Source organism: Stenotrophomonas sp. GD04145 (genome assembly GCF_029835135.1).
Classification (GTDB): Bacteria; Pseudomonadota; Gammaproteobacteria; order Xanthomonadales; family Xanthomonadaceae; genus Stenotrophomonas; species Stenotrophomonas maltophilia_P.
Window position 1 is genome coordinate 14,180 of sequence record NZ_JAODZG010000023.1, and the last position, 22,322, is coordinate 36,501.

The 22,322-nt window shown below is 66.5% G+C and carries 18 protein-coding genes, 2 pseudogenes and 1 riboswitch; of the genes and pseudogenes, 6 read left to right on the forward strand and 14 right to left on the reverse strand.

The window, feature by feature from the left end; genetic code table 11:
* The first annotated feature begins 26 nt into the window (after positions 1–26).
* A riboswitch (TPP riboswitch) is annotated at positions 27–121 on the forward strand.
* Positions 122–191: 70 nt separating this feature from the next.
* On the forward strand, positions 192–2,381 hold the full coding sequence (locus tag N7367_RS12450) for a TonB-dependent siderophore receptor (protein WP_279942495.1): 2,190 nt from the start codon (positions 192–194) through the stop codon (positions 2,379–2,381).
* An 8-nt stretch (positions 2,382–2,389) separates the two neighbouring features.
* Complete coding sequence (pnuC, locus tag N7367_RS12455) at positions 2,390–2,962, forward strand: nicotinamide riboside transporter PnuC (protein WP_053518445.1); 573 nt, start codon at positions 2,390–2,392, stop codon at positions 2,960–2,962.
* A gap of 16 nt (positions 2,963–2,978) precedes the next feature.
* Here the strand turns inward: pnuC and N7367_RS12460 are convergent, their stop codons facing one another.
* From N7367_RS12460 to N7367_RS12470, 3 genes are all read right to left on the reverse strand, one after another.
* Entirely contained in the window at positions 2,979–3,398 is a 420-nt protein-coding gene (locus N7367_RS12460) for a hypothetical protein (protein WP_279942496.1), read from the reverse strand.
* A 73-nt stretch (positions 3,399–3,471) separates the two neighbouring features.
* Positions 3,472–4,446, reverse strand: a complete 975-nt coding sequence (locus N7367_RS12465) for a Dyp-type peroxidase (protein WP_074902309.1) — start codon at positions 4,444–4,446, stop codon at positions 3,472–3,474.
* 220 nt (positions 4,447–4,666) lie between these two features.
* Positions 4,667–5,242: an Ax21 family protein gene (locus N7367_RS12470; RefSeq protein WP_065174160.1), complete on the reverse strand. Its 576-nt coding sequence runs from the start codon at positions 5,240–5,242 to the stop codon at positions 4,667–4,669.
* 631 nt (positions 5,243–5,873) lie between these two features.
* Between N7367_RS12470 and N7367_RS12475 the strand changes: the two are divergent.
* Positions 5,874–6,485: pseudogene (locus N7367_RS12475) on the forward strand (DUF3363 domain-containing protein); the annotation flags it as partial.
* 6 nt (positions 6,486–6,491) lie between these two features.
* Here N7367_RS12475 and N7367_RS12480 read toward each other — a convergent pair.
* The 10 genes and pseudogenes from N7367_RS12480 to N7367_RS12525 all read right to left on the reverse strand — a co-directional run bounded on the left by N7367_RS12480 (position 6,492) and on the right by N7367_RS12525 (position 17,376).
* On the reverse strand, positions 6,492–6,758 hold the full coding sequence (locus tag N7367_RS12480; protein ID WP_008786730.1) for a glutaredoxin family protein: 267 nt from the start codon (positions 6,756–6,758) through the stop codon (positions 6,492–6,494).
* A 10-nt stretch (positions 6,759–6,768) separates the two neighbouring features.
* The gene (locus N7367_RS12485; RefSeq protein WP_071228802.1) at positions 6,769–7,467 is read right to left on the reverse strand and encodes a DUF305 domain-containing protein; all 699 of its coding nucleotides are present in this window, start codon (positions 7,465–7,467) and stop codon (positions 6,769–6,771) included.
* A gap of 224 nt (positions 7,468–7,691) precedes the next feature.
* Complete coding sequence (locus N7367_RS12490; RefSeq protein ID WP_049462200.1) at positions 7,692–8,888, reverse strand: MFS transporter; 1,197 nt, start codon at positions 8,886–8,888, stop codon at positions 7,692–7,694.
* Between the two features lie 91 nt (positions 8,889–8,979).
* Complete coding sequence (locus N7367_RS12495; RefSeq protein WP_239518967.1) at positions 8,980–9,186, reverse strand: hypothetical protein; 207 nt, start codon at positions 9,184–9,186, stop codon at positions 8,980–8,982.
* Between the two features lie 45 nt (positions 9,187–9,231).
* Positions 9,232–9,324 (reverse strand): annotated as a pseudogene (locus tag N7367_RS12500) (MerR family DNA-binding transcriptional regulator); the annotation flags it as partial.
* A gap of 97 nt (positions 9,325–9,421) precedes the next feature.
* Positions 9,422–10,927 (reverse strand): efflux transporter outer membrane subunit, encoded by a 1,506-nt coding sequence (locus N7367_RS12505; RefSeq protein ID WP_149909466.1) that lies wholly within the window; start codon positions 10,925–10,927, stop codon positions 9,422–9,424.
* 20 nt (positions 10,928–10,947) lie between these two features.
* Entirely contained in the window at positions 10,948–14,124 is a 3,177-nt protein-coding gene (locus tag N7367_RS12510) for an efflux RND transporter permease subunit (RefSeq protein ID WP_134952122.1), read from the reverse strand.
* On the reverse strand, positions 14,121–15,428 hold the full coding sequence (locus tag N7367_RS12515; protein ID WP_164171306.1) for an efflux RND transporter periplasmic adaptor subunit: 1,308 nt from the start codon (positions 15,426–15,428) through the stop codon (positions 14,121–14,123). The genes N7367_RS12510 and N7367_RS12515 overlap by 4 nt, the downstream gene beginning before the upstream one ends.
* Positions 15,429–15,851: 423 nt before the next feature.
* Complete coding sequence (locus N7367_RS12520) at positions 15,852–16,229, reverse strand: metalloregulator ArsR/SmtB family transcription factor (RefSeq protein ID WP_134952144.1); 378 nt, start codon at positions 16,227–16,229, stop codon at positions 15,852–15,854.
* A 43-nt stretch (positions 16,230–16,272) separates the two neighbouring features.
* On the reverse strand, positions 16,273–17,376 hold the full coding sequence (locus N7367_RS12525; RefSeq protein WP_224481872.1) for a cation diffusion facilitator family transporter: 1,104 nt from the start codon (positions 17,374–17,376) through the stop codon (positions 16,273–16,275).
* Between the two features lie 224 nt (positions 17,377–17,600).
* Here N7367_RS12525 and N7367_RS12530 point away from each other — a divergent pair, with 224 nt between their 5' ends.
* Positions 17,601–17,858, forward strand: a complete 258-nt coding sequence (locus N7367_RS12530) for a metal-sensing transcriptional repressor (RefSeq protein WP_019396551.1) — start codon at positions 17,601–17,603, stop codon at positions 17,856–17,858.
* A 9-nt stretch (positions 17,859–17,867) separates the two neighbouring features.
* Positions 17,868–19,166 carry an MFS transporter gene (locus N7367_RS12535; RefSeq protein ID WP_149909468.1) on the forward strand — a complete coding sequence of 433 codons (1,299 nt, stop codon included), beginning with the start codon at positions 17,868–17,870 and terminating at the stop codon, positions 19,164–19,166.
* Between the two features lie 50 nt (positions 19,167–19,216).
* On the opposite strand, the gene N7367_RS12540 is transcribed toward N7367_RS12535, so the two are convergent.
* Positions 19,217–19,573, reverse strand: coding sequence for a metalloregulator ArsR/SmtB family transcription factor (locus N7367_RS12540; RefSeq protein WP_049462207.1), 357 nt, complete (start codon positions 19,571–19,573; stop codon positions 19,217–19,219).
* Positions 19,574–19,812: 239 nt separating this feature from the next.
* Here N7367_RS12540 and N7367_RS12545 point away from each other — a divergent pair, with 239 nt between their 5' ends.
* A complete protein-coding gene (locus tag N7367_RS12545) occupies positions 19,813–22,308 on the forward strand; it encodes a heavy metal translocating P-type ATPase (RefSeq protein WP_134950776.1) in 2,496 nt (831 codons plus the stop codon).
* The last annotated feature ends 14 nt before the right edge of the window (positions 22,309–22,322 follow it).

The following is a 22,322-nucleotide window of genomic DNA, read 5'->3' on the forward strand; positions in this document are numbered from 1 at the left end:
ATCCCTGCCATCTGTAGTGAAATAGCGGCCTGAAGCGGGGGTGCCTGGATCTGCAGGCTGAGAGAGTCCCTTGGAACCTGATCCGGTTTGCACCGGCGTAGGGAGCTTTGAGCCGCAGCCACACCCCCGTTCCGGGCCGGTGCACCTGCGCGCCGTCGCTTCGTCTCCCCTGTTGTCCGAAGACGAATCGAATGAACCGCTGCCTGCGTCCCACCCTGCTCGCTCTCGCCCTCTGTGCCGCGCTGCCACTGCATGCCAGCGAGGCTGGAGCTTCCCCCGACGTGGCAGCCGACAGCGGCGAACGTTCGCCCACCGAGCTGGCAGCGGTCCGCGTGCAGGCCGGCAGGCCGGCGGCCGACAGCGCGCGGGTCAGTGCATTCGGCGCCGGCTCCTGGAAGGACACCCCGGCCTCGGTGAACGTGCTCGAACGCGACTACCTCGACCGTCGACAGGTGCGCTCGTTGTCCGAACTGGCCAGCAATGACGCCTCGCTCGGTGATGCCTACGCGCCGGTGGGCTACTACCAGAATGTCGCCATCCGCGGCTTCGCGCTCGATGCCGCCACCGGCTACCGCTTCAACGGCCTGGCCATCGCCGGCGAACAGCGGCTGGCGCTGGAGAACGTGCAGGCGGTGGAGATCCTGAAGGGTGAAGCCGGCCTCGCCGCGGGGGTGATGGCACCCGGCGGCATCATCAACTACATCGGCAAGCGCCCGGCGGAAGTGCGCACGGCTACCCTTGGCACCGATTCGGAAGGCTCGCGCTATGCCGCCGTCGATGTCGGCCACTGGATCACGCCGCGTTTCGGCATCCGCCTCAATGCCGCCTGGGAGGGCAGCGAGTCCTACGTCGAGCATGCCGACGGCCGCCGCAACTTCTATTCGCTTGCAGCGGACTGGCTGATCGGCGAGCGCGGCAAGCTGGAAGTGGACGCCAACTACCAGACCAGTTCGCAGCGCTCGGTGTCCGGTTACCAGCTGCTGGGCGCACGGGAGCTGCCCCGTGGCGTCGACCGCGAGCACCTGCTGGGCTATCAGCCGTGGCAGCGCCCGGTGGAGATGGCCAGCACCAACATCACCGCCGTACACACCTACGACTTCAACGAGCGCTGGCAGTCGCGGCTGTCGGTGGGCCACAGCCGCTCGGTGATCGACGACAACGTCGCCTTCGCCTATGGCTGCTACTACGCCGACGCGTGCGCTGATGGCAGCGTGCCCGGCAACTACTTCGCCCCCAACGGCGACTACGACATCTATGACTACCGCAGTCCGGACGATACCCGCCGCAACCAGCAGGCACGCGCCGAGCTGCGTGGCCGCTTCGACACCGGCAGCGTCGGCCACCAGCTGACGGTCGGCGCCGACACGTTCCGCCGCACGGTGGACAGGCGACCGAGCGTCAACGAGTACGTAGGCAGCAGCAACATCCACGACACGCAGGTGCCGGTGTACGAGCCCTCGCCGCTGATGCCCGGCCCGTCCGCGCGGCGCCTGGACAGCCGCCAGACCGCCGTGTTCGCGCTGGACCGCATGCAGTTCGGCGATGACTGGCAGTGGCTGGCTGGTGGCCGCTTCGTCCGTCTGGACGAGCGCGCGTACGACAAGCGCGGCACGCCGCAGCGGCACAGCCGGCTGTCGCGCTTCCTGCCGCAGACCGCGCTGGTATGGAAGGCCACCGACCAGCTCAACGCGTACGCCAGTTATGTGCGCGGCATTGCGCTGGGCCAGGAGGCACCGTTCTGGACCTCCAACGCCGATGCCTTCCTGCCGGCGGTGCAGTCACGGCAGCTGGAAGCCGGCGTCAAGTACGTGCCAGCTGCCTCGCTCACCCTGGGCGCCGCGCTGTTCCGCATCTCGCAGCCCTACCAGTACGCCATGCCGGATGACAGCGATGCCGGTTACACCTTCGTCGAGCGCGGCACGCAGACCCATACCGGCCTGGAGCTGACCGCCAACGGCCAGCTGACCGATGCGCTGCAGATCGTCGCCAGCGCCAGCGTGCTGCAGGCGCGTGCACGCGATACCGGCACGCCGGGCCAGGAAGGCCATCAGCTGGTGAACGTGCCGAAGGTGCGTGCCAGTGTGCACCTGGCCTACGCACTGCCGTTCGTGCAGGGCCTGGATGTCACCGGTGGCTGGCGCTATGCCGCCGCCAATGTGGCCCGTGCCGACGGCGGCGTACGCGCGCCGGACTATTCGGTGTTCGATGCCGGCCTGCGCTTCCGCCACCGCGTGCATGAGCGCGCCGTGACCTGGAACCTGTCGGTGGACAACGTGTTCAACCGCTTCTACTGGCGCGACACCGGCAGCAGCGGCGGTGACTACTACCTGTTCCCCGGCGCACCGCGACAGGCACGCCTGTCGGTGACGTTCGCGCTGTGAGCGGCGCCGTGCTCGAGTGGACCGCCGCGCTGTGCAGCGTGCTGGGCGTATGGCTGATGGCGCGCCGGCGGCTGGCAGCGTGGCCGGTTGGCCTGCTGTCGGTGGCGCTGTACGGCCTGGTGTTCGCCGAGGCCAGGCTGTACTCCGACACGCTGCTGCAGGTCGCCTTCGCCGGCTTCCTGGTCTATGGCTGGATCAACTGGCGCCAGCACGCCGCCGACGAGGGCAGCATCCGCATCGTGCCCCTGGCACGCGGAAAACTGCTGCGTGACCTGATCATCGGCCTGTGCGGTGGCGTGGCGCTGGGCACGGTCATGCACACCTTCACCGATGCGGCGCTGCCATGGCTGGACGCGATGCTGACCGCCCTGAGCCTGGTCGGCCAGTGGTGGCAGGCGCGTCGCCATGTGGCGTGCTGGTGGGTGTGGATCGGGGTGGACGTGGTCTATGTGGGCGCGTACCTGTTCAAGTCGCTGCACGTCACGGCCGCGCTGTATGTGTTCTTCCTGGGGCTGGCGGTATTCGGCCTGCGCGCCTGGAGTGCGGCGGCGCGGGAGCGCGAGCTGCTGCCGGCGCGGTAGTGCCGCGCAGTGCACTTCACTTCGGCTGCAGCACCAGCCCCAACCGCAACGGCTGGCGCATGTCGGCCGGTGGCGCCGACGACAGCGGCGCCGACTGCAGCGTCGCGCGCAGATCCGCGTCCGCCTGTGCATCGCCGAGGCTGTCGAATTCCAGTTTCGAGATGCGGCCATCAGCTGCGATCCAGAGGCTGACCGGCAGCGGCGTGGGCACCTGCGGGTGCGTCTGCAGCCAGGCCAGCACGCGCTGCACCTTCGGGTTCTGCTCCTGCTGCAGGCGCTGCTGTAGCTCACTGCCTGCCGTGGCGGCGTAGGCCATCCAGTGCGGTGGAGCCTCCTCGGCCGAGACGGCCCCGGCGCCGCCCAGCGCCAGAAGGCCGATCAGCGACGCCAGCGGTCGCCACCAGCGGCGGCGGTCGGCGCGAAGTATGGATTCCATGGCGGTACCCTCATGCAGTCGTCCAGCGCTCCATCGTCGGCGGCGCGGATGACAGGCAGATGGCGGGCAGGCATTACCCGCCCAGGTCGGCCAGCACCTTGCGCGAAGGCGCGAAGAAGGTCACGCCGGTCATCGCGGTAGAGAAGTCCAGGATGCGGTCATGCAGCGGCGCAGGGTTGCCGATGAACATGCGCTCGAGCATCTTCTCGATCACCCACAGGCGGCGCGTGTAGCCGATGAAGTACGTACCGTACTCACCGCGCCCCGGATTGGCGAAGGGCATGTTGTCGCGCAGGATGTCGTGCTCGCCGTCGGCGTCCTCGATGGTGCACAGCGTCTTGTGCGACTTCTGCGCATCGGCCGGTGCATCGTCCAGCTCGGTGTTGTCGTGCTTGGTGCGGCCGATGATCGCCTCCTGCACCTCGGTCTTCTGCGCGCGCCATGCGTCGAGGTTGTGCAGGTACTTCTGTACCACCACGTAGCTGCCGCCGGCATGCGCGGGATCCTCGTCGCCGACGATCGTGGCTTCCGGCAGCGACAACCCTTCGGGATTGGCCGTGCCGTCAACGAAATCGAGCAGGTCGCGGCCGTCGAAATAGCGGAAGCCGGCCACCTCATCGACCGTCTCCACCGCATCGCCGAACGCCATCAGCAGGTTGCGCTCGAACGCCACGATCAGGTCCATCGTGCGTGCCCGGATGTGGTACAGCAGATCGCCCGGGGTCGACACCGCGGTGTGGGTGGCGCCCTTGATCTCGCGGAACGGATGCAGCTCGCGCGGCGGCGTGCTGCCAACCAGCGGCTGCCACACACGGTGGCCGATCGCCACATTGCAGGTGAAGGTCCGTTCGATCTCCCGGATGGCCGTGTTCTTGATCAGGTCATCGGTGCTGGCCAGCACGTCGCGCACCTTCGCGATCGAGTCCGCATCATCCTTCACCTTAAGCACCAGGAAGGCGGCCGAGTGGGTCAACGGCGCAGTGATCTGCTGCGGCTCGTTGTCGAGCGTGTGATTGAGGGCGGTGATCGGTGCGGGCTGGGAATTCACGGCAGTTCCTGCGGGCTTGAGGCGGGCGCATCGCGCATGGCGCGGCGATGTGCGGGCGATCATAGCGGAACGGCTTCCGCTGCGACGGAGCGGTTCTCAGTCGCGCGCCAGCCGCTTGGGGCGCAGAAAAGTGAAGCCCGGCGCGAGGCCGGGCTTCGATGGCGTGCGGGAGAGAGAGAGAGTCACACGCCAGTTACACGCACTAACGACAGAGCGTTTCTTACCAGGTGAAGCGCGGGCCGACGAACCACTCGCGGTCGCCCGCCTTGGCCAGCTTCACTTCGCCACTCAGGCCCCAGTTCTGGTTGAACTTGGCGGTGGCACCGACGCGGCCGTAGAACTCGCCGTCCGGGTTGTAGCCGTGCTTCTTGCTGAAATCTTCGTAGCCGGCCAGCGCGTAGCCTTCCAGGTACGGGTTGAACGCGGTGCGCACGCCCACTTCAGTGGAGTAGCCATTGAAGTCCAGGCCGCGCTTCTCGTCGTACTTCTGATAGGCCACGCGGGCCACCAGGTCGGTGTTCGGTGCGATGCCGTAGTTGTAGCCGACACCCAGGCGCCACTGGTCGACGTCATTCTTGAAGCGGTCGGTTTCCTGCGCGCTGTAGTCGCCGAAGATGTGGAAGTTCGGGTGGACGGCCACCGAGCCCTTCACGCCCCAGCCATCGGCGTCGCCGCCCTTGGCATCGGTGTTCACATAGCCGCCTTCAACGTAGTTGTACGACAGGCCATCGGCAGCCGATGCAGCGAACGGCAGGGCAGCCAGCAGACCCAGGGCAAGCAGCGAATTCTTGTTCATCGGGACACACCTTTAATTATTTTGGTTTCGTCGACCGCCTCCCGGGAGGGGGAGAGAGGAGAGGCGGTCGACAGGTGTGAATTATCCGTTTGTTGGCGAAATCAGCCCTGAATATTGAACTAACCGGTACATGAATGAAGTTGCTGTTCAGGGAACTCTGGCGCTGGTCGACAGTAGACGGGCAACCATAGGTTTGCGTTTTGGCTGAACCTATGGTTGCGCAAGGGCTGAGAACCTATGGTTGCAGTGACTTAGGGGCAGAGCTGACGTCCGCGGCTGATTGGCCCTCGCCAACAGCCCAGGAGGCAAGCGCCGCCGTGACATCGGTCCAACCTTGTCGGTCCTTAACAAGTAAGGAGCCCCTTTATGTGCCCTACGAGGGTTCGCGGGGAGTCGGACGAAGCATGCGGTTGGCCTTAGCGACTCAGGACTAGTAGTGGTCGACATCGCTAGAGTCTCGTCCGCTACGGGCCGTACGCTGACGCGCCTCGCTCCTCTTGAAGTTCACGGCTGCTTCATGCCAGAAGCTGACATCGCTAGGCTACCTCCGACGCTTCTCAGAGGCCTTAATATCAAGCCCGCCTTAACGCTGCATGCGGCTAAGACCGGCGGCACTCCATCTACTAAATGGGCCCTGCGTCGGGCCGGCATTGTGGAGCGTTGCCGAAGGGCTATGGAAGGTGCCGGACGACCTGGCCGAGCGTGGCCGCCAGTACGACGCGCAGCGCCTGGGCGGCGTGGCCGTGGAGCTGAAATCGCACTTGCCCATCGAGCGGCAGGCCCGCGTGATCGGGGCCACGTGGCTCGACCAGCAGTTGATCGGCGGCGGCTCGGGCCTGGGCGACCTAGGCTTTGGTGGCGAGGCCAGGCCATGCAACAGCGCGCCGACTTCCTGGCCGAACAGGCGCTGGCCGAGCGGCGCGGGCAGCGCGTGATCCTGGCGCGCAACCTGCTGGGCACGCTGCGCAACCGGGAACTGGCACAGGCCGCGAAGGACATTGCCGCTGAAACCGGCCTGGAGCATCGCCCGGTGGCCGACGGGCAGCGTGTGGCTGGCATCTACCGGCGCAGCGTCATGCTCGCCAGCGGGCGCTACGCGATGCTGGACGACGGCATGGGATTCAGGTTGGTGCCGTGGCGGCCGATGATCGAGCAGCGGCTGGGGCAGCATATCGCCGCCGTGGTGCGCGGTGGCGGCGTATCTTGGGAGCTTGGACGGCAGCGCGGGCCAAGTATTTCTTGAGACCCTTCATCTACTTGTCGAACGGCCGAGCGCCTTCATCAGCCCCGGCTTCTGGCTCGCAAAGGTGCCATAGAAGACCTCATTACCGATGAGCGTGATCGGAGCCACGCGCACGCCGGTTCGTGACTTGGCTTCCGCAGAAATCTTCGGGTCGGTCAGGTCGCGTTCTTCAAACACGATGCTCTGCTGGGACAGCCACTCCTTCAGCACCCGGCAGTCCGGGCAGGCTGGAGTGCTATAGATGATGATGCGCGGGGTGCTGGCTTGGTTCATGGTCGTGCCTTCACTTTCCCCGAGCGGCAAGCCAGCTCTTCATCATGGCGATCTCTCCTTCCTGCGCAGAGATAACCTCCTGAGCCAACTCGCGGACCTCCGGGTCCTTGCCGTACTGCAACGCCACCTTGGCCATGTCGATCGCGCCCTGGTGATGCGGGATCATGCCGCGCATAAAGTCCACATCGGCATCGCCGCTGAAGTCAATCATCATGTCGGCGTGCATGCGGTCATTGCCGGCACGGTAGGCGGTCGTCGAGGCGTCGCCCGAGCTGCCGGTCCCCGCCTGTTGGCCGCGTTCTCCAAGCCACTTATTCATCATGGCGATCTCGCCTTCCTGCGCAGAGATAACCTCCTCGGCCAACTTGCGGACCTCCGGGTCCTTGCCGTACTGCAACGCCACCTTGGCCATGTCGATCGCGCCCTGGTGGTGCGGGATCATGCCGCGCATGAAATCGACGTCGGCGTTTCCAGTGAACTGCGCTCCCATCCCCGCGTGCATCTGGTCGTTCACGGCGCGATACGCGGTCGTGGAAGGACTGTCATTGGCCGAGGCGCTGGAGGGCATCGCGTGCCCATGGTGACCTCCGCTCGCATTGGCCTGCATCACTTCACCCGACGGGACCACCTTCTTCTGAACGGCCCTCAGGCCGATGGCGACCACGACGGCGCCCGCAATGAACAACAGGCTGAACTTGTTGACTCTCATGAAAAACTCCTTGAATGAGGTTGATGGAGTCACTGTAGGGCCTCCCATTGTTGGAAGGTCAAGGCCCTCATTTCGCCGTTGATGCCGATGAAAACCCTCGGCGCAAGATCCAGTCCTTCACTTCCGCCGCCTACGACAACGCGCTGTCGAAGCTGCAGCGGTGGAGGCAGGTGATGTAGCGCCTGAGGTGACCGCTAGATGGAACACCTTCCGCATCGGCCCGATCAGCCCGGACCTAGCCGCACCGGCTTTCGCGCGGTCTGCCACAGCAGCGGCACCAAGATCAGCGCCAGGGCCGGGAAGATCATCCAGTTGACCGCCTGCCAGCCCGAGTTGTGCAGGATCGATCCCGCGAGGAACGACACGGCCGCCGTGGCGGCGAAGACGAAGAAATCGTTCATGCCCTGCGCCTTGCTGCGCTCGGCCGGGGTGTGGCAATCGGTGACCATCGCCGTCGCGCCAATGAAGCTGAAGTTCCAGCCGATGCCCAGCAGCGCCAGCGAGCCCCAGAAGTGGGACAGGCCGAGCCCGCCCAGGGCCACCACCCCGGAGGCGGCGAGCAGCACCATGCCCACGGCGGTCACGCGCTCCTTGCCGTAGCGCACCATCAGCCGCCCAGTGAAGAAGCTCGGCCCGAACATCGCCAGCAGGTGCCACTGGATTCCCAGGGCGGCGTTGTCCACCGAATGCCCGTGGTTGACCATCGCCACCGGCGCGGCGGTCATCACGAACGCCATCACCCCATAGGACACCACGCCTGCGGCCACGGCCAGCGCGTAGCGCGGCATCGCCAGGAGCTGCAGCACCGTGCGGCCGCTGTCGGCGGCGGCTTCGGCCGGGGTCTGGCGCGGCGTGCGCAGCATCAGCAAGATCGGCAGGGCGATCAGCGGCAGCAGCGCTTGGCTGAGGAAGCTGCCGACGTAGGGCGTGCCCGCTACCGCGTCGCGCGTGAAGATCACCAACTGCGGCCCGATGATGGCACCCGCGAGAGCCCCCACCATCACCCAGGAAATCGCCTTGGCCTTGAGCGCGTCCTCGGCGGTGTCGGCGGCTGCGAAGCGGTAGCTCTGCACATACGCGCCGTAGAAGCCCGCCAGGAAGGTGCCGGCGCAGAAGATCCAAAACGAGGCCAGCATGATGCCCAGCGCGGCGATCAGGCCCGAGGCCACGCCGAAGCCGACCCCGACCACGTATCCGTTGCGGCGGCCATGGCGCCGCATGATGAACGCCGCAGGCAAGGTGCCGATGGCAAGACCCAGGCCGAACAGGCTCACAGGCAAGGTGATCGAGGCCGAGTCCTTGGCAAGCTGCTGGCCGACCAGCCCGCCCAGCGACATCACGATGGGCGCGCTGGCGCCACCGAGCGCCTGCGCGGCGGTGAGAACGCCGATGTTTCGGCGCGTGATGCTCTGGTCGGTCATGGGCGGTCCTTCTTGTTCGTTTGTCTGGCCGGAATTATTACACGCATGAATATATGTTCAGTTATTAGACCATGATTCGGCCATACGATGCTCATGAACCGCCGCAGCCTGGTCGCTCCTCGCAAATCTCCCGAGCGGCAGAAGGAACAGCCTGCCGTTCCAATGCGAGCAGGTGCTCTTTCACCCGGGTCAGTTGCGCCATGCGTTCCTCGACACAGGCGAGATGGTCCCGGACAGCCTGCGTCAGCAGCTCGGGTTCCGGGGACTCGCGATGCGTCCAGCCCAGCAAGTTGCGCATGTCATCCAGGCCGATGCCCGGCGCGCGGTAGTTGCGAATCAGGTAAAGCCGCTCGACATGGGCCGGGCCATAGCGCCGGTAGTTGTTGCGGGACCGCTCGGGAGCGGGCAGCAGGCCCTCCCGTTCGTAGAACCTGATGTTCTCAGGGGCGTGCCGGTCAAGCGCGCGAGTTCACCAATCCTCATCCAGCTCTCCGCGCGCAGCGATGGGGGACGCCACCGCTGCGCGCCGGCCCTCATCCCGGCGACCGGGCGGGCTGCTGCGCCGTGGCGCCCGATTGCACCGTGTGCTCAGTCCAGCCGCCGCCCAGCGCCTTGTACAGATGGATGAGGTTGTTCAGCCGCGTCAGGCGCGTGCGCACCAGGGTCTGCTGCGTGCCGTAATGCGTGCGCTGCGCGTCGAGTACAGTGAGGTTGTTGTCCACGCCCTCCTGGAAGCGCTGCTCGGCCAGCTCGTAGGCCTTCTGGCTGGCCGCCACCAGGAGCTGCTCCGCGCGGATCTGCTCATCGAGCGTGCGCTTGCCCGCCAGGCCGTCGGCCACCTCGGCGAAGGCCGCCTGGATGGACTTCTCGTAGTTGGCGATCTCGATGCGCTTCTGTACGTGCGCCACGTCCAGGTTGGCGCGCAGCGCGCCGCCGCGGAAGATGGGCAGCGTGATCTGCGGCAGGAAGCTCCAGGCCCGCGAGCCCGAATCGAACAGGCCGTCCAGCGAAGCGCTGGCCGTGCCCGCCGAGCCCGTGAGGCTGATCATCGGGAAGAACGCGGCCCGCGCCGCGCCGATGTTGGCGTTGGCGCCGATCAGCATCTGCTCGGCGGCGCGGATGTCCGGCCGGCGCGCGAGCAGTTCGGACGGCAGGCCGCTCGGCAGGCCGGTCGGCACGATGTCGTCCGGCAGCGCCATGGCCTCGTCAAGCTGCCGGGACAGCTCCGGCGTCAGCGGCTGGCCCAACAGCAGCACCAGCGCGTTGCGGTCCTTGGCCGCCTGCCGCGTGTAGGCGGCATGGTTGGCCTCGGCGGTGCGCAGCGCGATCTCTGCGCGGCGCAGGTCGAGCTGCGTGGAGTTGCCCGCTTCCACCAGTTGGGTGGTCAGCCCGTAGGAGCGCTTCTGCGTGGCGAGGGTGTCGCTCGTCAGGCGCAGCAGTTCCTGGTCGGCACGCAGCGTGAGGTAGGCGCTGGCCACCTCGGACACCAGGCTCATCTGCGTGGCGATGCGGGTCTCGTCGAGGGCCAGGTAGGACGCCAGCGCCCGGTCGCTGAGGCTGCGGACGCGGCCCCACAGGTCCAGTTCCCAGGCGGCCGTCACCCCGGCCACGTCGTAGCGCCGGAGCACGTCGCTTTGCCCCGTGGTGCTGAGGTCGGCCGGTGCGCGCTCTGACGCGCCGCGGGCGGAAACGCCCAGGTTCGGCAGCATCTCGGCACGCTGGATACGGTACAGCGCCTGAGCCGCCTCCACGTTGAGCGCGGCCTTGCGCATGTCGCGGTTGTTCTCCAGTGAAATGCCGATCAACTGCTGCAGCAGCGGGTCGCGGAAGAAGTCCCGCCAGCCGATCTCGGCCGTGATCGCGTCGTCGGGCGTCGCGGCCGCCGGTTCCACATAGGCCGCGCCCGAGGGATAAGCCGTGTCGATCGGCGCTGCGGGCCGGTCATACTTCGGTGCCATGGAGCAGCCAGTCAACGCCGCCGCGAGGGCGAGCGGCGCCAGCGTCCTGGCGGGTCGTGTGAATGCGAAAGATGTTTTCATGTCGTATGTCCTCCTGGCCGTCATGCGTGCTGGTCGGTCATGCCGACACGGGCATGGCGCGCTTCGCGGCGCAGCGCCAGCTTGCGCACCACGACGTAGAACACCGGCGTCAGCACCAGGCCGAATACCGTCACGCCCAGCATGCCGGCGAACACCGCGATGCCCATGGCGTGGCGCATCTCGGCGCCCGCACTGCTGGCCAGCACCAGCGGCACCACGCCAGCGATGAAGGCGAACGACGTCATCAGGATCGGGCGCAGCCGCAAGCGCGCGGCTTCAAGCACGGCTGCCAGCGGATCGGCCCCTTCGCTTTCCTTCGCGCGGGCGAACTCCACGATCAGGATCGCGTTCTTGGCGGCCAGGCCGACCAGCACCACGAAACCGATCTGCGTGAAGATGTTGTTGTCCCCCCCAGAGAGCCAGACGCCGGCGATCGCCGAGAGCAGCGCCATGGGTGCAATCAGCAGCACAGCGAACGGCAGCGACCAACTGTTGTACTGGGCCGCCAGGAACAGGAAGGCGAGCAGCACCGCCAGCGCGAAGATATAGATAGCAGTATTGCCAACTCGCTTTTCCTGGAAAGTCAGGTCCGTCCATTCGTAGGTCATACCGTCCGGCAGCGATTCGCTCACGATCTTCTCAATCGCGGCGGTGGCCTGGCCGGATGAGTAGCCCGGCGCTGGCCCGCCGCTGATGTCGGCCGAGGGGAAGCCGTTGTAATGCATCACCCGGTCGGGGCCGGAACTGCGCTCGATGGTCGCGATCGCGCTCAGCGGGATCATGTCGCCCGCTGCATTGCGCACCTTGAGCATGCCTATGTCCTCAGCCTGCATGCGGAACTGCGCATCGGCTTGGGCCATTACCCGGTAGGTGCGACCGAAGCGGTTGAAGTCGTTGACGTAGAGCGAGCCAAGGTTGACCTGCAGGGTGTCGAACACCTCGGTCAGCGACACGCCCTGCGACTTGGCCTTCACCCGGTCGATGTCCACCTGCAACTGCGGCGCATTGGTCTGGAAGCTGGCGAGCATGTTCGCCAGCTCGGGCGCCTGCATGGCCTTGCCCATGATCTGGCCCTGTGCTTGTGCAAGCGCCTCGGGACCCAGGCCCGCCCGGTCCTCAATCTGCAGCTTAAAGCCGCCCATAGAACCCAGGCCCGGCACCGGCGGCGGCGGGAAGATGCCGACGAAGCCGTCCGGGATCTGGCTGAACTTGCCCATGAGCTTGCCCTGGATGGCGAAGGCCGACAGCGACGGGTCCTTGCGCTCATCGAAGGGCTTGAGCATGGCGAACATCAGCGCGGTGTTCGGCTGGTTCACCGGTCCATTGACCGACAGGCCCGGGAAGGCCACCACGCTCTCGACGCCCGGCTCAGCCAGTGCGATCTTGGTCATCTCCTTGACGACCGCCTCGGTGCGATCCAGCGAGGCGCCGGTCGGAAGCTGGGCGATGCCCACGAGGTAGTACTTGTCCTGGGCGGGCACGAAGCCCGCAGGCACCTTGTGGAAGCCCAGCCAGGTCAGGCTCAGGAAGCCGACGTAGAGCAGCAGCACGATGGCGCTGCCGCGCACCGCGCGGCGCACGCCCCCGACGTAGGAATTCGAGGCGCGGTCGAAGAAGCTGTTGAAGCGGCGGAAGAAGCCGCCGAACACGCCATCGATGATGCGCGTGACGCGATCGGGCTTGGCCGCGCCGTGGTGCGGCTTGAGCAGGATGGCGGCCAGCGCTGGCGACAGCGTAAGCGAGTTGATCGCCGACAGGATGGTCGAGAACGCGATGGTTAGCGCGAATTGGCGATAGAACTCGCCCTGCAGCCCCGACAGGAACGCCGAGGGGATGAAGACCGCTGCCAGCACCGAGGTGATGGCCAGGATCGGGCCAGTCACTTCATCCATCGCCTTGCGCGCCGCGTCCTTGGGTGATTCGCCCAGCGCTATGTGGCGCTCCACGTTCTCCACCACCACGATGGCGTCATCCACCACGATGCCGATGGACAGCACCAGTCCGAACAGCGACAGTGTGTTCAGCGAGAAACCGAACATGTGCATCACCGCGAACGTGCCGACCAGCGAGACCGGCACGGCGATCAGCGGGATGATCGACGCGCGCCAGGATTGCAGGAACAGCACCACCACGATCACCACCAGGAAGATGGCCTCCAGCAGCGTGACGGCGACGGACTGGAGCGAGGCGCGCACGAAGACCGTGGGGTCGTAGGCGACGCTATACTCAATGCCGTCGGGGAACTTGGCTTGAAGTCGGTCCATTGCCGCGCGCACCGCGCTAGACACATCCAGCGCGTTCGCGCCCGGGCTCTGGATGATCTGTATCCCCACCGCCGGCTCGCCATTGAGCAGGCTGCGCAAAGAGTAGGAATCGGCCCCCATCGAGATGCGGGCGACATCCCGCAGGCGAGTTACCTGGCCGTCGGCGCCCGTCTTCACGACGATCTCGCCGAATTGCTCCTCGCTCGACAGTCGGCCCAGAGTGTTGACCGTGACCTGGAACGCCGCCGAGGCATCCGGCTGCTGACCAACCGAACCAGCGGCAACCTGTATGTTCTGCTCGCGGATGGCGGCAACCACGTCGCTCGCGATCAGCCCACGAGCAGCGACCTTGGCGGGTTCGAGCCAGACCCGCATCGAATACTCCCCGGCGCCCCAGACTAGGACATCGCCGACGCCTGGCGTACGAGCCAGCTCATCCTTCACATGAAGTGTGGCGTAGTTGGAGACGTACAGCGGATCATATCGACCTCCAGGCGAAAGCAAATGCACCACCATGAGAACGTCCGGCGACGTTTTCTCGGTGACAACACCGATGCGCTGAACTTCAGGCGGTAGGCGCGGCAACGCCCGCGAGACCCGGTTTTGCACCTGGATCTGCGCAATGTCGGCGTTGATATGCTGCTCGAAGGAGACGGTGAGCACCATTTTCCCGTCGGTGGACATCTGAGACTGCATGTACATCATGCCTTCTACGCCGTTGATCGCCTGCTCCAGCGGTGATGCCACGGTATCGGCGATCACTTGCGGGTTGGCACCGGGATAGCTAGCGGTGACCTGCACCGTGGGAGGCGTGACCTGCGGGTATTCGCTCAGCGGCAGCTGGAAGTAGCTGATCGCGCCCGCGATCAGCATCAGCAGCGACAGGACGATGGCGAAGACCGGCCGGTTGATGAAGAAGCGGGGGAAATTCATTTGCGGGCCTCCGCCGAGCCGGCCGCGCCGTCAGCCTTGGCGGGGTCCGCGCCACCGGCCTTGGCAGGCGCCGCAGCGGGAGCCGGAGCGTTTGCCGCAGCCTTGGTCGCGCCGGCCGCGCCTGCGGCCGGTGCCGCGGGCGCCTGCATGGGCACCATGCGCGGCGTGACCGCCATGCCGGGGCGCACGAGGCCCTTGATGATGATCTTCTCACCGGCCTGCAGGCCGCCGTTGATGACGCGCAGCCCGTCCACCACCGGCCCCAGTTCGATGGGCCGGTACTGGGCCTGGTTGTTCTCGCCCACAACCAGCACGTAGTTGCGCCCTTGGTCGGTGCCCACGGCCTGATCGTCGATCAGGACGGCCTCGCGCGCCGCGCCGGTGGACAGCTTGGCCCGGACGAACATGCCGGGTGCCATGCGCCCATCCGGATTGGGCACAACGGCGCGCACGCGGATCGTGCCGGTGCTTCGGTCAATGGTGTTGCCCACGAAGTCGAGCGCGCCCCTGTGCGGGAAACCCTTGTCCGTGGTCAGCCCGACCTGCACGGGCAGCGAGGCCTTGCCGCCGGCGCCCGCAGCGGGCCGCGAGCGGCTCACGACGTTGAGGTACGTGGCTTCGTCGATGTCGAAGTACACGTGCAGCGGGTCGATGGACACGACCGTGGTCAGCAGCGTGGCCGCGCCGGCGACACCGCCGCTGACCAGGTTGCCCTCGGTCACGAGCACGCGGTCAACGCGCCCGGCGATGGGCGCCGTGACGCGGGCGTAGGACAGATCCAGCCGCGCCGCAGCGACGGCGGCCTTGGCCGCTTGCACCTGGGCCTGGCGCGCACTGCGCGCGGAGACGGCATCGTCGTAGGTCTTGCGCGCGACAGCGCCGGTCGCCACCAGGCGCTCGGCGCGGTCGAAGTCGGCCTGGGCCTGACTGGCCAGCACCTCGGCCTGTTGCAGTTGCGCCGCAGCCGTGTCGAGCGAGACCTGGAACGGCCGGGGGTCGATCTGGAACAGCAGTTGTCCCTTGCGCACCAGTCTGCCCTCGGGGACGCTCACAGCATCGACGGCGCCGCCGACCCGCGAGCGCAGCTCGACGGTCTTGGGCGCGGCCAGGAAGCCGGTGTACTCGGCCGATGGCGCGACCGTGCGGGTGATGACCTCGGCCACGGGCACCTGCGGCGCCATCGGCGCGTCCGCCGGGGGTGCCGCGGCCTTGCCCTCGTCCTTGGCGTCGCGGGCGGCAATCGCTATGCCCCCGACGGCTGCGATGACGCCTGCCACCACAACGATTCTGATTTTTTTACGCATGGAAGTGCCCCTTTCTTGGATGCAGGACTCCGGCCCTTCCGAAGCGCTCTGCAGAAATTTGTGTGGAGGCTGGGCGTTACAACGAAGGCAAGGTCAAGCCCTTTGGGTTGCCCTAGCGGGCAGGCTGCATGGACAAGGTGGTGGGGAACCCCGCGTCGTCGCCGTGGCCACTCCGACATCCAGCTCACGAATGCCGTTATGCGGTTGAACCGGTCGGTCTTGTGGGTGATTGCGAGCGCGGGAGGCTCAGGCGTCCAAGCTGCCGCCGCCCATTGCTGTGCCTGCGCGGCATCCCGGCGCCCAGGCAGGGCCCGCGATTCAGGCTGTTGCGCCCAGGCCGCATCGAGGACGTCCTTGAGGCTAACCGGCGGCGTGGGTACCGGCGCCTCGCAACCTGCCATTCGCCTGGGTGCTTGGGCCTGGTCAGTCGTCGGCTTTGTCCTCGGAAATGTGGACCGCCATGTCCTGCAGCACCTGGCTGACGTGCTGGTCCGCGATGCTGTAGAAGATGTGCTTGGCTTGGCGTTCGCCGCGCACGAGGCGCGCTCCGCGCAGCAGCCGCAGGTGATGGCTGACCAGAGACTGCGACAGGTCGAGCGCTTCGGCGATGTCCCCCACGGCGACCGAGCCATGCATGCACTGCAGCAGGATCTTCAATCGCGATTGGTCGCCCAGCAGGCGGAAGGTCTCGGCCAGAACAGCGACGTCACTTTGCGACATTGCGAGGGCATCGGTCGCCGCGTCGTGGCTGGTGGTCGAGCATTGCGCGGTGTCGGCGCTGGTGGTTTCGCGGGACGTCATGGATGCAAATCCTCAAGTGGAGTGCGAGCCGGCTCGCGCGGCCTCAATGCCTGTGACCAGGAGCGGAATGGTCGTGGTCATGGCCGTGGCTGTGCCCGCCGCCATGCTTGTGATTGCCATGATCATGGCCGCTGTGGTCATGACCGCTGTGGTCATGACCGCTGTGATCGTGGCCGCTGTGGTCCTGACGCTCCGACGTGGGCTGCAAGCTGCAGACGTTCTCGTCGGTGCCCGAGTTCCAGTCGATCCCGACCGTGGCGTGTTCGATGCTGAATTGCTCTCGAAGCACCGCTTCGACGCGTTTGACCACGGCGCGTGCTTCCTCGTCCACGTTGGGGCGAACGTGCAGCGTGGCCATCGTGCGCCCGGAGGTGAGCTGCCACACGTGAACGTGGCTGACGGCCGCCAGGCCCGGCACGGCGCCCATCAGGCCTTGCTCCACCTTCTCCGGCGAAGCATCCTCCGGCGCGCCTTCCAGCAGGATGTGGATCGACTTGGCGAGCAGCTTCCATGCGCTGCGCAGGATCAGCGCCGCCACCAGGACCGACAGGATGGGATCTATCGGCGTCCAGCCCGTGAGGTAGATGACGATCGCAGCGACGATGGCGCCGACCGAGCCGAGCAGGTCGCCCATCACGTGCAGGATGGCCCCCTTCACGTTGACGTGATCGGTCTCTCCGCGGGTCATGATCCACAGCACGAGCACGTTCACCAGCAGGCCGAGCACGGCGACGATCATCATCGGGCCGGCAAGGATCACGGGCGGCGCCTGCAGCCGCTCCCACGCCTCGTAGGCGATCCAGGCGACGATCGCGAACAGGGTCACGGCGTTCAGGAAACCGGCGATGACCTCGAAGCGCAGGTAGCCGAAGGTGCGCTTGCTGTCGGCCGCGCGGCGGCCGAACCGGAATGCTGCGTAGGCCAGTGCGAGCGCCGCGGCGTCGGTCAGCATGTGGCCCGCGTCGGCCAGCAAGGCCAGCGAGCCCGACAGCACGCCTCCGACGGCCTCCACAACCATGAAGCCGAAGATCAGGAAAAAGGACAGCAGGACCTTGCGCTCGTTGGCGCTGGTCACGGTCGGGGTGTGGTCATGATCATGGTCGTGATCGTGATCGTGACCATGGTCATGTGCGTGGGATTGGGACATGGGGCCTCGGGAAACTGGGTCTTTGACTGTGGCTCAAAATATAACACATGAATATGTGTTCATGTGAATTGATTTGCACATTTGTGTCCGCGTCTCACCACGGCCGGGATGCCGCTCCGGGCAATTGCCTTAGCCTGGCTCGGCGACCATTCCCCACGCCTGGCAAGCAGCCGTTGATCTAACATCCAGTGGCAATATCCCCCCTGGGGGGATATGATTTCAGCATGGAAGACATGCATAAGCACACCACCCATCCCGACCTGGTGAAGCGGCTCAAGCGCGCCGAGGGGCATCTGCGGCACGTCATCGGGATGATCGAAGGGGGAGAAACCTGCCTCGACATCGCCCGCCAGCTCGCGGCGGTGGAAAGCGCGGTGACGGCGGCCAAGCGCGTCCTGATCCACGACCACATCGACCACTGCCTGTCCCATGACGAGGACTCCGTTCTGACCGAAATGAAGGCGCTGACCAAACTGCTCTGAGGCCGTCCGATGCTCTCCGTGCTGAAGAACCGCACCTACCGCCACCTGTTCACCGCCCAGGTGATTGCGCTCGTCGGCTCCGGCCTGATGACGGTGGCGCTCGGCCTGCTGGCCTACGAGCTGGCCGGCGCGGATGCAGGCGCGGTGCTCGGGACGGCGCTGGCCATCAAGATGCTGGCGTACGCGGGGGTCGCGCCGGTCGCGCAGGCCTTCGCCGACCGGCTCCCGCGGCGCTCGCTGCTCGTGGCGCTGGACCTCGTGCGAGCGGCCGTCGCGCTGTCCCTGCCCTTCGTCACCGAGGTCTGGCAGATCTACCTGCTGATCTTCGTTCTGCAGGCGGCGTCCGCCGGCTTCACGCCGACCTTCCAGGCCACCATCCCGGACATCCTTCCCGACGAAGAGGACTACAGGAAGGCGCTGTCGCTGTCCCGGCTGGCCTACGACCTGGAAAGCCTGATTTCCCCGATGCTGGCCGCCGCGCTGCTGACCGTCATCAACTTTCACAACCTGTTCGCAGGAACGGTGCTCGGTTTCCTCGTTTCAGCCGCTCTCGTGGTCAGCGTGCGGTTGCCCACGTCCGTCCCCGGCCGGCGCCGCGGCATCTGGGAGCGAACGACGCGCGGCACGCGCATCTACCTCGCCACGCCACGCCTGCGGGGCCTGCTGGCGATCAGCCTGGCCGTCTCGGCGGCAGGCGCGATGGTGTTCGTGAACACGGTGGTGCTCGTGAAGGCGCGTTTCGGCCTGGGCGAAGTCGAGGTGGCGTGGGCACTGGCGGCGTTCGGAGGCGGCTCGATGGTGGCCGCCTTCGTCTTGCCGTCCCTACTGGAGAAAGTAGCCGACCGACCCGCGATGCTCACCGGCGCCGCTGTCCTCGTCGTGGGCACGGCGATCGGCGCACTGCTGCCGAGCTATGTGCTGTTGCTGCCGCTGTGGCTGGTGATCGGCTTTGGCTACAGCGTGGCGCAGACGCCATCCGGCCGTCTTCTGCGCCGCTCGGCCCACGCCGAGGACCGTCCAGCGATCTTCGCGGCCCACTTCGCGCTGTCGCACGCCTGCTGGCTCATCTGCTACCCGCTGGCCGGACGCTTCGGCGCGGCCACGGGGCTGCAATCGACGTTCGTCGTCATGTCCTTGATCGGCCTGGCTGGCGTGGCGCTGGCGCTTCGGCTGTGGCCGGCCAGCGACCCGTCGGACTTGGCCCATGACCATCCGAACCTGTCGGCGGATCACCCCCACTTGCGTCAGCACGCGAACCAAGGCGGGCACCATCACGTGCTGGTCGTGGATGACTTGCACCGGATCTGACCGAAAGGATAGGCCTCACGGGACGCGGTAAGGGCTGTTTCGCACCAAGGCTAGTCGTCGCTGTTGTCCTCAACGATGTGGATGGCCATGTCCAGCAGCACCTGGCTCACGTGCTTGTCCGCTACCTCATAGAAGATCTGCTTGGACTGGCGCACGCCCCTGACCAGACGGGCTCCACGCAACAGTCGAAGGTGATGGCTGACCAACGACTGCGAGAGTTCGACGGCTTCCGCGATGTCGCTTACCGACGTGGACCCCTTCATGCAGCACAGCATGACCTTGAGCCGCGACGGATCGCCCAGGAGCCGGAAAGTCTCGGCCAGGATGGTCACGTCATTCTGTGACAGGGAGGCCAGATCGGTGCTTGGGCCCTTCGGTGGGGCACTGACTGGTTTGCGTGGAGTCATCTCTCAAAAATTCCTACCCTCGAACGGCTGTTCGTGCCCTTCAGGATCAACGAGGCTGCGACCGCTTGAGCGCGCGCACAGCCCGGGACCAGGGCGAGCCTGGCGACCAAGGCCCCTCGTTTCCCCCGTGCGCCGGGCCATTTCTGAAACCTGACAGTACCCGAAAAAAGCGCTTGACCTTCCCACGATGGTAAACCCCAAGCTCCCCCCGTGTCGAATATCAACTATGGGAAACAACCATGAGCATGCCAATAACGAGTGATGCTCGTGCCACCGCAGCAGCGATCAGCCTACCCATCGAGGGCATGACCTGCGCGAGCTGCGTCGGCCGAGTCGAGGCCGCCCTGGCCAAGGTGCCGGGCGTGGACAGCGTTTCCGTCAATCTCGCCAACGAGCGGGCGGACATCCGCCTGGCCGGTCCTGTCGATCGCATCGCGTTGATCCAGGCGGTCGAGAAGGTCGGCTACGACGTGCCGGCTGGCACCGTCGAACTGGCGGTCGAGGGCATGACCTGCGCCTCCTGCGTGGGCCGCGTCGAGAAGGCACTCAAGGCCGTGCCCGGCGTCACCGAGGCCACGGTCAACCTCGCGACCGAGCGTGCCACCGTGCGCGGCGTGGCCGCCGTGGCGGACCTGATCGCGGCCATCGAGAAGGTCGGCTACGAGGCCAACCCGGTGGATACCGGCGCGCAGGCCGACGAGGAAGCCGCCGAGAAGAAGGACGCCGAGCGCGCCGAACTCAAGCGCGACCTGACCCTGGCCGCCGTGCTGGCGCTGCCTGTGTTCGTGCTCGAAATGGGCTCGCACATGATTCCCGGCATGCATGAGTGGGTGGCTTCCACCATCGGCATCCAGCAGAGTTGGTATCTGCAGTTCGTGCTGACCCTGCTGGTGCTCGCCATTCCGGGCTGGCGCTTCTACGAGAAGGGCTTCCCGGCGCTGTTCCGCCTGGGTCCCGACATGAACTCGCTGGTCGCGGTCGGCACGGCCGCGGCCTTCGGCTATTCGATGGTCGCCACATTCGCGCCCAGTCTGCTGCCGGCCGGCACGGTGAACGTGTACTACGAGGCGGCCGCCGTCATCGTGGCGCTGATCCTGCTGGGCCGCTTTCTTGAGGCACGGGCCAAGGGCCGCACCTCCGAGGCCATCAAGCGCCTGGTCGGCCTGCAGGCCAAGGAGGCGCACGTGCTGCGCGACGGCCGCATCGTGGACATCCCGATCAACGACGTGGCGCAGGGCGACATCGTGGAAGTGCGCCCCGGCGAGCGCGTGCCGGTCGATGGTGAAGTGACCGAGGGCCGCAGCTTCGTGGACGAGTCGATGATCACCGGCGAGCCGATTCCCGTCGAAAAGGCGGAAGGCAGCACCGTGGTCGGCGGCACCGTCAACCAGAAGGGTGCGCTGACGCTGCGTGCCACCGCCGTGGGCGGTCAGACCATGCTGGCGCAGATCATCCGCATGGTCGAGCAGGCGCAAGGTTCCAAGCTGCCGATCCAGGCCGTGGTGGACAAGGTGACACTGTGGTTCGTGCCCGCCGTCATGCTGGCCGCCGTGCTGACCTTCTTGGTCTGGCTGGTGTTCGGCCCGTCGCCCGCGCTGTCCTTCGCGCTGGTCAATGCCGTGGCGGTGCTGATCATTGCCTGCCCGTGCGCCATGGGTCTGGCGACGCCGACCTCCATCATGGTCGGCACGGGCCGCGGCGCCGAGATGGGCGTACTGTTCCGCAAGGGTGAAGCCCTGCAACTGCTCAAGGACGCCAAGGTGGTGGCCGTGGACAAGACCGGCACGCTGACCGAGGGCCGCCCGGTCCTGACCGACCTGGAGATTGCCGACGGCTTTGACCGCAACCAGGTGCTGGCGAAGGTCGCCTCTGTCGAATCGCGCTCGGAGCATCCGATCGCACGCGCCATCGTCGAGTCGGCCGTGGAAGGTGGCATCGCGCTGCCGACGATGACCGACTTCGATTCGGTCACGGGCATGGGTGTGCGTGCCACCGTGGACGGCGCGCGTGTCGAGGTCGGTGCCGATCGCTTCATGCGTGAGCTGGGTTTGGACGTGAGCGGCTTCGCTCGCACGGCCGAGCGCCTGGGCAATGAGGGCAAGTCGCCGCTGTACGCCGCGATCGACGGCCGACTGGCCGCCATCATCGCGGTGGCCGATCCGATCAAGTCCAGCACGCCCGTGGCCATTGCCGCGCTGCACCAGCTCGGCCTGAAGGTGGCGATGATCACCGGCGACAACGCGCGTACCGCGCAGGCCATCGCCAAGCAACTGGGCATCGACGAGGTGGTGGCCGAAGTGCTGCCCGAGGGCAAGGTCGAAGCCGTGCGCCGCTTAAAGGCCACCCACGGCCAGATCGGCTACGTGGGTGACGGCATCAACGATGCGCCGGCGCTGGCCGAGGCCGACGTGGGCCTGGCGATCGGCACCGGCACCGACGTGGCGGTGGAGTCGGCCGACGTGGTGCTGATGTCCGGCAACCTGCAGGGTGTGCCCAACGCCATCGCGCTGTCCAAGGCCACCATCGGCAACATCCGCCAGAACCTGTTCTGGGCGTTTGGCTACAACACGGCCCTGATCCCGGTAGCTGCTGGCGTCCTATACCCCGCATACGGTGTGCTGCTGTCCCCAATTTTCGCGGCCGGAGCGATGGCGCTGTCCAGCGTGTTCGTGCTCGGCAACGCGCTGCGCCTGCGCCGCTTCCAGCCGCCGCTGGCGGCGGATACCGCTCATTGAGAAAGGAGGAACAC

What these genes read in the sequence shown, in the direction of transcription:
- N7367_RS12450 (WP_279942495.1), top strand. Translation starts at nt 192, where the DNA reads ATGAACCGCTGCCTGCGTCCCACCCTGCTCGCTCTCGCCCTCTGTGCC.
- N7367_RS12460 (WP_279942496.1), bottom strand. Translation starts at nt 3,398, where the DNA reads ATGGAATCCATACTTCGCGCCGACCGCCGCCGCTGGTGGCGACCGCTG.
- N7367_RS12470 (WP_065174160.1), bottom strand. Translation starts at nt 5,242, where the DNA reads ATGAACAAGAATTCGCTGCTTGCCCTGGGTCTGCTGGCTGCCCTGCCG.
- N7367_RS12480 (WP_008786730.1), bottom strand. Translation starts at nt 6,758, where the DNA reads ATGAACCAAGCCAGCACCCCGCGCATCATCATCTATAGCACTCCAGCC.
- N7367_RS12485 (WP_071228802.1), bottom strand. Translation starts at nt 7,467, where the DNA reads ATGAGAGTCAACAAGTTCAGCCTGTTGTTCATTGCGGGCGCCGTCGTG.
- N7367_RS12490 (WP_049462200.1), bottom strand. Translation starts at nt 8,888, where the DNA reads ATGACCGACCAGAGCATCACGCGCCGAAACATCGGCGTTCTCACCGCC.
- N7367_RS12495 (WP_239518967.1), bottom strand. Translation starts at nt 9,186, where the DNA reads ATGCGCAACTTGCTGGGCTGGACGCATCGCGAGTCCCCGGAACCCGAG.
- N7367_RS12505 (WP_149909466.1), bottom strand. Translation starts at nt 10,927, where the DNA reads ATGAAAACATCTTTCGCATTCACACGACCCGCCAGGACGCTGGCGCCG.
- N7367_RS12510 (WP_134952122.1), bottom strand. Translation starts at nt 14,124, where the DNA reads ATGAATTTCCCCCGCTTCTTCATCAACCGGCCGGTCTTCGCCATCGTC.
- N7367_RS12515 (WP_164171306.1), bottom strand. Translation starts at nt 15,428, where the DNA reads ATGCGTAAAAAAATCAGAATCGTTGTGGTGGCAGGCGTCATCGCAGCC.
- N7367_RS12520 (WP_134952144.1), bottom strand. Translation starts at nt 16,229, where the DNA reads ATGACGTCCCGCGAAACCACCAGCGCCGACACCGCGCAATGCTCGACC.
- N7367_RS12525 (WP_224481872.1), bottom strand. Translation starts at nt 17,376, where the DNA reads ATGTCCCAATCCCACGCACATGACCATGGTCACGATCACGATCACGAC.
- N7367_RS12530 (WP_019396551.1), top strand. Translation starts at nt 17,601, where the DNA reads ATGGAAGACATGCATAAGCACACCACCCATCCCGACCTGGTGAAGCGG.
- N7367_RS12535 (WP_149909468.1), top strand. Translation starts at nt 17,868, where the DNA reads ATGCTCTCCGTGCTGAAGAACCGCACCTACCGCCACCTGTTCACCGCC.
- N7367_RS12540 (WP_049462207.1), bottom strand. Translation starts at nt 19,573, where the DNA reads ATGACTCCACGCAAACCAGTCAGTGCCCCACCGAAGGGCCCAAGCACC.
- N7367_RS12545 (WP_134950776.1), top strand. Translation starts at nt 19,813, where the DNA reads ATGAGCATGCCAATAACGAGTGATGCTCGTGCCACCGCAGCAGCGATC.